The sequence below is a fragment of the Variovorax sp. dw_954 genome (genome assembly GCF_018449755.1).
Lineage (GTDB): Bacteria > Pseudomonadota > Gammaproteobacteria > Burkholderiales > Burkholderiaceae_C > Variovorax.
The window spans coordinates 1-9,828 of sequence record NZ_JAAVVD010000052.1 but is presented as its reverse complement, the minus strand read 5'-3'; the positions used below and the strand labels follow the sequence as shown (position 1 = coordinate 9,828).

13 protein-coding genes are annotated in these 9,828 nt (G+C 67.0%); 5 read left to right on the top strand and 8 right to left on the bottom strand.

Translation table 11 applies throughout. The annotated features are described in order from the left end of the window. A partial coding sequence (locus tag HB681_RS36970) for a peptide-methionine (R)-S-oxide reductase (protein WP_213959879.1) occupies positions 1-137 on the top strand: 137 nt, incomplete at its 5' end. Between the two features lie 19 nt (positions 138-156). Continuing rightward, complete coding sequence (locus tag HB681_RS36965) at positions 157-2,025, top strand: cytochrome c biogenesis protein DipZ (protein WP_213959875.1); 1,869 nt, start codon at positions 157-159, stop codon at positions 2,023-2,025. Here HB681_RS36965 and HB681_RS38600 read toward each other — a convergent pair. The 6 genes from HB681_RS38600 to HB681_RS36935 are packed head-to-tail and all read right to left on the bottom strand — an operon-like array spanning position 2,022 to position 4,669. Beyond that, positions 2,022-2,156, bottom strand: coding sequence for a hypothetical protein (locus tag HB681_RS38600; RefSeq protein WP_256735259.1), 135 nt, complete (start codon positions 2,154-2,156; stop codon positions 2,022-2,024). The two genes, HB681_RS36965 and HB681_RS38600, sit on opposite strands and share 4 nt — an antisense overlap. Positions 2,157-2,161: 5 nt before the next feature. Beyond that, complete coding sequence (locus HB681_RS36955) at positions 2,162-2,596, bottom strand: gamma-glutamylcyclotransferase family protein (protein WP_213959874.1); 435 nt, start codon at positions 2,594-2,596, stop codon at positions 2,162-2,164. Next, positions 2,593-3,378 carry a M24 family metallopeptidase gene (locus HB681_RS36950; RefSeq protein ID WP_256735258.1) on the bottom strand — a complete coding sequence of 262 codons (786 nt, stop codon included), beginning with the start codon at positions 3,376-3,378 and terminating at the stop codon, positions 2,593-2,595. Before HB681_RS36950 ends, HB681_RS36955 begins: the two co-directional genes overlap by 4 nt. Before the next feature lie 29 nt (positions 3,379-3,407). Next, the gene (locus HB681_RS36945; RefSeq protein ID WP_213959873.1) at positions 3,408-3,635 is read right to left on the bottom strand and encodes a hypothetical protein; all 228 of its coding nucleotides are present in this window, start codon (positions 3,633-3,635) and stop codon (positions 3,408-3,410) included. Positions 3,636-3,641: 6 nt separating this feature from the next. Continuing rightward, positions 3,642-3,815 (bottom strand): hypothetical protein, encoded by a 174-nt coding sequence (locus HB681_RS36940; RefSeq protein ID WP_213959872.1) that lies wholly within the window; start codon positions 3,813-3,815, stop codon positions 3,642-3,644. After that, positions 3,815-4,669 carry an oxidoreductase gene (locus tag HB681_RS36935; RefSeq protein WP_213959871.1) on the bottom strand — a complete coding sequence of 285 codons (855 nt, stop codon included), beginning with the start codon at positions 4,667-4,669 and terminating at the stop codon, positions 3,815-3,817. The genes HB681_RS36940 and HB681_RS36935 overlap by 1 nt, the downstream gene beginning before the upstream one ends. A gap of 202 nt (positions 4,670-4,871) precedes the next feature. On the opposite strand from HB681_RS36935, the gene HB681_RS36930 reads away from it, so the two are divergent. From HB681_RS36930 to HB681_RS36920, 3 genes are all read left to right on the top strand, one after another. Further along, a complete protein-coding gene (locus tag HB681_RS36930) occupies positions 4,872-5,045 on the top strand; it encodes a hypothetical protein (protein WP_213959870.1) in 174 nt (57 codons plus the stop codon). A gap of 181 nt (positions 5,046-5,226) precedes the next feature. Further along, entirely contained in the window at positions 5,227-6,195 is a 969-nt protein-coding gene (locus HB681_RS36925; protein ID WP_213959869.1) for a cation diffusion facilitator family transporter, read from the top strand. A gap of 131 nt (positions 6,196-6,326) precedes the next feature. Continuing rightward, a complete protein-coding gene (locus HB681_RS36920) occupies positions 6,327-7,841 on the top strand; it encodes a wax ester/triacylglycerol synthase domain-containing protein (protein WP_213959868.1) in 1,515 nt (504 codons plus the stop codon). On the opposite strand, the gene HB681_RS36915 is transcribed toward HB681_RS36920, so the two are convergent. Both HB681_RS36915 and HB681_RS36910 read right to left on the bottom strand, forming a co-directional pair. After that, positions 7,833-8,507 carry a protein-L-isoaspartate(D-aspartate) O-methyltransferase gene (locus HB681_RS36915; protein ID WP_256354594.1) on the bottom strand — a complete coding sequence of 225 codons (675 nt, stop codon included), beginning with the start codon at positions 8,505-8,507 and terminating at the stop codon, positions 7,833-7,835. The two genes, HB681_RS36920 and HB681_RS36915, sit on opposite strands and share 9 nt — an antisense overlap. 70 nt (positions 8,508-8,577) lie before the next feature. Beyond that, positions 8,578-9,657 carry a TAXI family TRAP transporter solute-binding subunit gene (locus HB681_RS36910; protein WP_213959867.1) on the bottom strand — a complete coding sequence of 360 codons (1,080 nt, stop codon included), beginning with the start codon at positions 9,655-9,657 and terminating at the stop codon, positions 8,578-8,580. Positions 9,658-9,828: the final 171 nt, after the last annotated feature.

Sequence of the window (9,828 nt, the reverse complement as noted above, 5' to 3'; positions counted from 1 at the left end):
GCATGGATCGCACGGAGGTGCATTGCCGCCGCTGCGGCGGGCACCTGGGGCATGTCTTCGACGACGGCCCGAAGCCGACGGGGCTGCGCTACTGCATGAACGGCCTCGCACTCAAGTTCACGCCCGCCGCGGCCTGAGTCCGCAAAGCAGCCGACCATGATCCTCTTTCTCGTTGCGTACCTGGGTGGCGTGCTGACCATCCTCAGCCCCTGCATCCTGCCGGTGCTGCCCTTCGTCTTCGCACGGGGAGACCAGCCGTTCCTGAAGAGCGGGCTGCCGCTGCTGCTGGGCATGGCCGTCACCTTTGCCCTGGTGGCCTCGCTGGCCGCGGTCGGCGGCGGTTGGGCGGTGCAGGCCAACCAGTACGGGCGCTGGGTTGCGATCGTGCTGATGGCGGTGTTCGGACTCATGCTGCTGTTTCCGCAACTGGCCGAGCACGCGACCCGGCCGCTGGTGGCCTGGGGTTCACGGCTGTCCGACTCGGCCACGCGCGGCGCATCCGGAAGTGGCGCGTCGTCGATCGTGCCATCGCTGCTGCTCGGCGTGGCAACGGGCCTGCTGTGGGCGCCGTGCGCGGGCCCGATCCTCGGGCTGCTGCTGACCGGCGCGGCGCTCAACGGCGCCAGTGCGCAGACATCGCTGCTGCTGCTCGCCTACGCCGCCGGCGCTGCAACCTCGCTGGCTGGTGCACTGCTGGTGGGCGGGCGTCTCTTCAAGGCGATGAAGCGCTCCCTGGGTGCCGGCGAGTGGATCCGGCGCGGCATCGGTGCGGCCCTGCTGTGCGGGGTAGCGGCGATCGCGCTGGGGCTGGACACCGGCGTGCTGGCGCAGCTGTCGCTGGCGAACACCTCCAAGGTCGAGCAGGCGCTCGTCGACACGGTGCGCCCCGCGCCGAAAGCTGCGGCCGCGCCCTCCGACGACGTGGTCACCGGCGGCGCCGACTCGACCGTCATGATGAGCGGCTCGAATGCCATGATGGCCTCGAACAACGCGATGATGGCGTCGGGCAATGCGATGTCGGGGGCCCCCGCGATGAAAGGCGTCGCCGCGGGCGGCCTGCCCATCGAAGGCTCCATGCCATCGCTGGCGGGCGCGGTGCAGTGGCTCAATTCACCGCCGCTGACGGCCGAGCAACTGCGCGGCAAGGTGGTGCTGATCGATTTCTGGACTTACTCCTGCATCAACTGCCTGCGCGCCCTGCCCTACGTGCGCGCCTGGTCCGACAAGTACAAAGGCAAGGGCCTGGTCGTCATCGGCGTGCACGCGCCGGAGTTCGCGTTCGAGAAGAACGTCGACAACGTCAGGAAGGCCGTGAAGGAACTCAAGGTCGACTATCCGGTGGCGGTCGACAACGACTACGCGATCTGGCGCGCATTCCACAACGAGTACTGGCCGGCCCACTATTTCATCGACGCGAAGGGCAACATCCGCCATCACCATTTCGGCGAGGGCGAATACGACAAGTCCGAGCAGGTGATCCAGCAGTTGCTGGCCGAGGCCGGCAGCGACGTGGCAACGGGCGATCTGGTGAAGGTCGCGGCCACCGGCGCCCAGGCGGCGGCCGACAACGCCAACGTCCAATCGCCGGAGACCTACATCGGCTACGAACGTGCAGAGAACTTCGCGTCCTCAGGCGGCCTGGCGCGGGACAAGGCGCGCAACTACGCGACACGGCCCGACCTGAAGTCCAACCAATGGGCGCTCGCGGGTGAGTGGATGGTCGGCGGCCAAAGCGCCGTGCTCGACCAGGGTGGCGGACGCATCAGCTACCAGTTCCATGCGCGTGACCTGCACCTGGTGCTGGGGCCGGGCAAGGACGGCAAACCGGTGCGCTTCCGGGTGCTCATCGATGGCAAGCCACCGGGCGCGGACCATGGCATGGACATCGATGCGCAAGGCAACGGGACCGTTGCCGAGCAGCGCCTCTACCAATTGGTGCGGCAGCAGGGCAGCGTCACGGACCGACGCTTCGACATCGAGTTCCTCGACCCTGGCGCCGAGGCGTTCGCCTTCACCTTCGGCTAGGCACCGCGATCGCCGAGCCGCGCACGATATTCGCGCGGCGAGCAGCCATAGGCCTGGCGAAAGCTGCGGCTGATATGGGAGAAGGTGCTGAAGCCCGACAGGAAGGAAATCCCACCGGTGGTGCGCGCCACCAGTTTCAGGTCGTCGAGCGACGACTTGCATTGCGCCAGCCGCTCGCGCCTGCGGACGGCCCAAAGTTCGTCGCGCCAGCACCGGCTTCGACATAGACCCAGGCTTGCCGGCCGGAAGCCAGGGTCGCGCGCGCACGCTGGTAGTCCTCGACTTCGTAGTCGTCGGCTTGCGCCAGTTCCGCCGCTGTGATCTCAAAGACCGTTCCCTCGATGCGATCGTTCTGCTTTCCCGTGCGCACCGCCATCGGATGGTGCGCCTTGCCGCTGGTCGCGACCACGGCCGCGTCGCGGATGGCGACCTGCTCGAGGCGGTAGCCCGACAAGGAGTCCGGCTGCCCCGACAACAGGCGCCCGAAGGTGGCGCGCTGAACCGGCTCGAGTTGAAGCGTGCCGTAGGAGAACAGCCACTCAGCCGCTGCGTCCTGTGTGGCTGTCGTCATGGCAGCGCGCCACAATTTGCCGCGCCGTGATCCTCGATGAGGAGATCTTCATAGAAGGCACCGAACGGACGCACCGGATGCGCAATCTGGATCTCCAGCACCCACAGCCCGATCGATGGGCACGACTCGAAATCGCCGAGCCTGCCAGCCTTGTGGATCGCGTGGGGGAAATCGCCCAGCCGATGTCCCTTGATCTCGTGATTCAGGCGCCAGCCCATCGACTCGACCTGCTTAGTCGCGTAGGCGTAGAGCGCCTGCCCGCTCAGCCGATCGCGGCGCCATCGCGCGGCAACCTCGTGCCACAGCGTGCGCGCCGCCCGGGCGCATGCCTGCATGTCAGGACCGCTTCCCACCACGAAGGTGTCGCCCGCGTCGCCCTCGTGTCCGTCCCACACCGGGCCGATGTCGACGAAGAAGATGTCATCGGTTCCGAGCACCTGCGCCGGGTCGGCGGGTTCGCCGAACTTCTTCAGCGTGTCCGGTCCGAAGCACACGATGGTGCGATGCCAGGTGCGCTGCATGCCCATGTGGCCGAGCACGTCGCTGGCCGCTTCGCACGCCTGAAGGGTCGTCATGCCCGGCCGGATGGCGGCGGCGATCCGATCCACGGCAATCAGCGACTGCGCGCGCGCGTGGTGCATCCCCGCAAGCGAAAACCAGGGTCCTACTTTTTCCCGGCGATCGATGACCTGATCCCAATCGAGCATGAAGACAATCCTCCGGAAGATGCGCGGCGCGCCGCTTGCGATGTATTCCGGTGAATATAACGATAAGGGCAGCAACCTGCAGGCGCGGTTGCTGTCGAGCGCTGCTACGGCTCGAGGCCCGGTTTGCCGGCAGCCGCCCGGGAATCCGCATGCGAAGGGTCGATGCTTGCTGGCCGCCAGCGCGACCACACTTCCGCCGGGAAGGCATGCCGCTTCGACGGCGGTGCCTCGATCACGCGTCCCAGGCTGATGAAGCCTGCCAGGAATTCCTCGGTGCCGACGCCGATCCGCGCCGTCAGCGCGGCACCGCCAGCGAGCCACTGCTCGCGCATCGGCACTTATTTCCGCGCGCGTGGACTCACCACGCCGTGGTCCGGCGCGATCAATGCGGCCTTGAGCATGAGGTTCAGGTTCTCGACATCCGGTCCCGGCGCGCCCAGGCGCTTCGGCGAGATGGAACGCCGCTCCAGCAGCGATGCGAGCGCGGCTTCCTTGCTGTCAACTGGGAACATCAATTCCCGCTCGCCGGATAGTCGGCGCCGAGCGTGATCGACTCCCAGGCGTCGAAGTCGCTGCGCAAGCGTTCCAGCTTGCCACGCGCCAGTTCGAGTGCAAGCTTGCCGAGCACCAGACGCAACGGGGGGTGGTCGGACAGCGACGCGTCGATGATGGCCTGCGCGGCGCGCGTCGGGTCGCCCGCCTGATTGCCGCTGCGCGCGGCGGTCTGCCTGCGCCGCTCGCCGGCAGTGCTTTCATAGGCATCCATGCGCGTGGCCGACTGCTTGATGGAGGGGCCGGCCCAGTTGGTGCGGAACGGCCCCGGCTCCACGATGAGCACGCCGATGCCCAGCGGCTTCAACTCGATCGAGAGCGACTCGGACAAGCCCTCCACCGCATACTTGGTGGCATGGTAGTAGCCGGTGGCGGCAAAGCTCGAAAGTCCGCCGATCGAGGAGATGTTGACGATCAACCCGTTGCCCTGCGCCCGCATGATCGGCAGCACTTGCTTCGTCATCTCGATCAATCCGAAGACGTTGGTCTCGAACATCGCCCGCACTTCCGCATCCTCGCCTTCCTCGATCGCCGCGAGGTAGCCGTAGCCGGCGTTGTTGACCAGTGCATCGATGCGGCCGAAATGCTTCTTCGCCTCGGCCACCACGCTGGCGATCTGGTCACGGCGCGTGACATCGAGCGCCAGCACGAGCGCCCGGCCGCCATGGCCCGCGGCAATGTCCGCCACCTGCGCCGGATCGCGCGCGGTGACGACCGCGCGCCAGCCTCGTGCCAGCACCAGCCTGGCCAGCTCGCGACCGAATCCGGTCGAACATCCGGTGATCAGCCAGACGGGATCTGATCGATTCATCATTCTGAAACTCCATGACACGACTCGCAGAGGCTAGCGTGCGCATGCGGGCGCCGCGTCGGCACCCTTGAATACCCGCACTGAAACAACGGGCCACTGCGGATCGATGTATTCTGCCGTACACAACGATTCCGCGACCCGATTGGCCGCCACTCCAGGAGACAGAAGACCTGCGCGACTACCTCAAGTTCTACATCGACGGCCAATGGGTCGATCCGGTCGAACCGAAAAGCATCGACGTCATCAACCCGGCCAGCGAAAAGCCGGCGGGGCGCATCTCGAATCGGGCAATGGCCGCGAATGGGGCGACCATGCGTTCGGCGAGTTCCTCGAAGTGAAGGCGGTGCTGGGCTTCGCGCCCGCGAAGGTGGCGGCATAGCGGTCGACCGCGCGCCGGGCGGGGCCCGGTGCGCTCGCCGCGGTCAGAGCATGCGGACCCTTTCACAGCGGACATTCTGCATCCGCATCCATGGCCGTCCATTCGATGGCCCGATATGGCGCCCCAACGCATGGCGCAGATGCGCACGGTGGCGCGGCAACGTCGGCGCTACGATCCACGCATGAGAGCCTTCACTCGATTCCATCGCCGCCTCGGCATCCAGGGCGACTGGCCCGATGTGAGGTCGGTGGTGGTCCTCGCGCTCGGCGGCGGCGTGTTGCTGGCGCTGGTCAAGACGCTGGCCGCGGGCATGACCGACTCCGCGTCGATGCTGGCCGAAGCCGTTCACTCCTGGGTCGGCACCGTGACCGATGGCTTCCTGGTCGCCGCCTACCTGGCGGCGCGGCGGCCGCCCGATGAAACCCATGTGCTGGGCTACGGCCGCGAGTCGTACGTGTGGTCGCTCTTCGGGTCGGTGGCGATGCTCACCGTGGGCGCGGAAGTCGGCATCTGGCGCGGACTGCGTCAACTCGGCACGGCCGACCAGACGACCGAGTACACCATCGGCTACGTGGTGCTAGCCGTGTCGTTCGTGCTGCAGGTCTGGTCGTTCGCGCAGGCGGTGACTTTCGTGCGCAAGCGCGCGGCAGAGCTCGAGTACGGGGCCTTCGCGCATGTATTCAAGACCTCCGACGCACAGCTACGCACCGTCGTCATCGGGGACTTCATCGCGCTGGCGGGCATCGTCGCGGCGGCGGCCGGGATGGCGATGCACCAATACACGGGCAAGGTGGCCTGGGATGCGGCGGGGTCGTTCGTCGTCGGCCTGCTGATGGGCGTGGGCGGCCTGTACCTGGTGCTCATGAACCGTCGCTTCCTGGCTGGCGCGCCGCTGTCGCCCACGCAGCGCTCGAACGCCATTCGCGCCCTCAAGGCATTGCCGGAAGTGAGGCGCGTCACCTGGCTCTACGGGGAGTTCATCGGCCCCGAACGGGTCGTCGTCTCGGCGCGGGTGGAGCTCGCCGGCGAACATTCGCAAACCGAGCTTGCGCGCATGCTGCGCCGCCTCGAGCAGTCGATCATGGAGCACAAGAACATCGGCCGCGCCACCCTGAGCCTGGCAGCGCCGGAAGAGGCGGACGCGCACTGAGCGCCGACACCGGCGCGCGCTCCTTGCCGTATCGACAAAGGCGGGGCAACATGGCCGCGCCGACGGCTCGGGGAGCAGGATGGCATTTGCGCGCGGGAATGCCCTCCCGCCGGTTTGCAGGAGGCGAATCCATGCCCGCACTTTCCGTGATTGACCTGGCGATGTTCCTGCTGGAGACGCCGGAGCGCCCCTTCAACATCGGGCCGCTGGTCGTGCTCGAGCCACCCGCGCGAGGCCGCGCGGGCTTTGCCGACCGGCTCATGGCCCGCATGCTCGAACGGCCCGCGGGCGCACCGTTCAACTACAAGCTGCGCACGCCCCCGCTGGCCATGCCGACGCTGGAGGTCGACGCCGAAGCCGATGTGTCGAAGCAGGTGCACAGGGTCACGCTGGAAGGTGCAGGCAGTCTCGAGGACCTGTGCGCGGAAGTCTGCAGGCTGCATGAATCGCGCCTCGACCTGACGCGCTTGCTGTGGGAGATGTACATCATCGACGGCATCGAAGGCGGGAAGGTCGCGCTCTACGGCAAGACGCATCACGGCATCATCGACGGCCGCGGCTTCGTGCAGGCCATCTCGCACTGGCTGGCGGAATCGCCCCACGATCTCGAAGTGCGCGCAATGTGGGATGCCCTTCCCCGACACGCCCAGCCGAACCCCGTGCGCGCTTCCGTCGCCAGGCGCCTGACCGGCCTGCTCGACAAGCTCGGTGGCACTGCCATGACGGCCGTGGAGCTCTCCGGCATGCTGGCGCAACAAGGCCTGAAGGCGCTGGGCGTGGGCGGCGCGAAAGGGTTGTCGCTGCCCTACACCGGCGTGCCGGGCGCGCTGCGCGGGCGCGCATCGGCAAGGCGCTCGCTGGCCTTCACGACGCTGCCCATCGCCGGGATCAAGGCCATCGGCAAGGCGACCGGCTCGACCCTCAACGACGTGCTGCTCGCCACCCTGGACATGGCGCTGGCGCGCTACCTGCACGAGCGCGGCAAGCGCGCCAGCAAGCCCCTGGTGGCGGCCATGCCGATTGCGCTGGCCCATGCGCAAGGCGGCAACCAGATCGCCGTGCTTCAGTTCCCGCTCGGGGCGCCAGGCCTCGGTCCGGCGCAGCGGCTGGCCGCGATCCGTGCCGAGACCCGGACGGTCAAGAACGTGATCGGGAAGTCGGGCAGCGAAGCGGTGATGCTCTACACGACGCTGGTGCACGGCATACCTGCACTGGTGGAAAAAATCGGCCTGAAGACCGGCGTGCCCGTGGCCAACCTCATGGTGTCGAACCCCTTCGGCTTCGCGGAGAAGCGATTCCTCATGGGCGCCAAGGTCGCATGGGTGTTGCCGGTCTCGGTGGTGCCGGCGGGCCAGATGCTCAACGTGACGACGGTGACACTCGACGAACGCCTGCAGGTCGGCTTCCTGGCCATGCCCGAGGCCGTGCCGGGCGTGGAGATGCTGGCGCGCCATGCCGCCGAGGCCTTCGAGGAACTCAAGGGAGCGGTGTTGGGGGAAGAGGCGGCGGCGCAAGTCGCGACGGTTGCAGCAAAGGCCCCGGCTGCGCGCGCACGGACCGCAAGGAAGGCGGCAGGCTCCCCTGCCCCGGCCAGGCCGGCGGCAAGCGCCAATCGCAAATCGGCGACCGCGCGCCGCTCAGCCTGACGGAGCGTCCTCCAGCGTCGAGAACATCACCGCGAAGATCTCCCGCGTCGCCAGCGATCCGCTCGCACTCTTTTCGACCACGATGAGTTGCTGCGCATCGGGCAGCCCGGCGGGTATCACCATCTTGCCGCCGGGCTTCAACTGGTAGGTGAGCGCCGGGGGAATCAGTTCAGGCGCCGCGGTGACGATCACCTTGTCGAAGGGCGCGTGTTCCGGCCAGCCGTTGCAACCGTTGCCTACCCTGATCTCGACGTTGAGATGGCCCTGCTGCGCCAGCCGGCGCCGCGCCTGGCTGGCCAGCTCCTCGATCAGTTCGACGCTGTAGACCTGCGTCGCGAGTTCGGCCAGCACCGCCGATTGGTAGCCGAGGCCGGTCCCGATCTCGAGCACCCGGTCGTTCGGCTGCACGTCGAGCAGGTCGGTCATCACGGCCACGATGAAGGGCTGGGAGATGGTCTTGCCGAAGCCGATGGGCAAGGGCGAATCGACGTACGCATAGGGCCGCAGCTCGAAGGGCACGAACTCATGTCGCGGCACCTTGCCGATGGCCTCCATCACAGGCCGCCGCAGCGCGGCTTTTCCGAGGTACGAGGTGGCAAAGATCGTCTTCGCGGTGATTTCCGCGAGCATGAGTTGCCGCAGGGACGTGAAGTCGGGGTCGCTCATGAGCCTTCTCGAGCAGCGATGCTGACGGTGCCCATCGTACGCCTGCGCGAGGCCGGTGTGCTATTGGCTCCTAGCGTTTGCACAACCCCAGTACCACCTCCTGATCAGTGCAGGGCCGCGTGCGGGGCTGCGCCGGCGCGGCGGCCGCCGGGGCAGCGGCCGCCATCTTGCCGGCGATGCAGGCGCGCAGGCGTTTTTCCATCGGCGGGTAGTAGCGCCAGCCGGTGCCCAGCGGCGGCAGTTCCAGGCGCACCTGCTTCCATTTCGGATGGCCGTTGGCCTGCAGCTTGTCGAAGTTGGCGCACAGCGAATCGGCGAATTGCGTGAGGTTGCCGACGGTGGATTGCAGACCGTAGTCATAGGTGACCAGGTAGGCCTTGACGGTCCAGGTCGGGATGTCGGCCGTGAGCCACGACGAATAGCTGGAGGCGCGGATGGTCGCGGGGAAGTACGTCTTGCGGCCACGCGCGGTTTCCGGGGCCTTCTCGTCCAGCTTCAGGATCTTGATGTAGTTGCGCGCCTCCGGCAGCATGTCGGTGAACAGCTTGGCTGGCTGCCCGGCCACGATGATGGCCACGTCGATGGTCTTGTCGACGGTAAGCGCAACGAGCGCGTCCTCATTGCTGAGGTACTGCGCGTTGGCTTGCGGAATCGGCTCGCCGAACATCAACTGGTAGAGCGTGCGCGAAGTGAGCGCGGTGCCGCTGCCTATCGGGCCGACGCTGAGCTTCTTGTCCTTGATCTCATGGATGGAATTGATCGGTGAATCGGCACGGGCGACGAAGTAGATCTCCTCGTCGTAGAGCGGCATGATGAGCCGCAGCGGGCGAATGATGTTGCCGGCCTCCGCGTTGCCGGCCTTGGCCTCGTCCAGGAAGGCCTGGTAGACGTCGGACTGCACCAGCGCCAGCTTGACCCCCTGCTCGAAGCGCATGCGGCTGATGTTCTCCGCCGAGCCCTTCGATTCGAGCACCTCGAGATCGATGCCGGCGGGCTCGGCAACCCACTTCGCAAGATCGCGGCCGATCTGGATGTAGGTGCCGGTCTTCGAAGCGGTCACGATCTTGTACGGTGTCCTGGCGGCCTGCGCGAAGGCCGAGGATACGAAGACCATGAACAGCAGGGCCGTGAGGATTGATCTGATTCGCATGCTGGCTCCAACAAAAAATGTGGACAGTCGCGCCAGGCAATGCCGGGCCCGTTCTTGGTTCTCCCTGTCTGCTCGTCGCTTTATTTCTTCGTGCACAGCGCCAAGGCGGCGAGTGCATCACTGCAATCTTTGTTCCCGGCGTTGTCCGCCGGGTTCGCCGGCGCCGGTTCG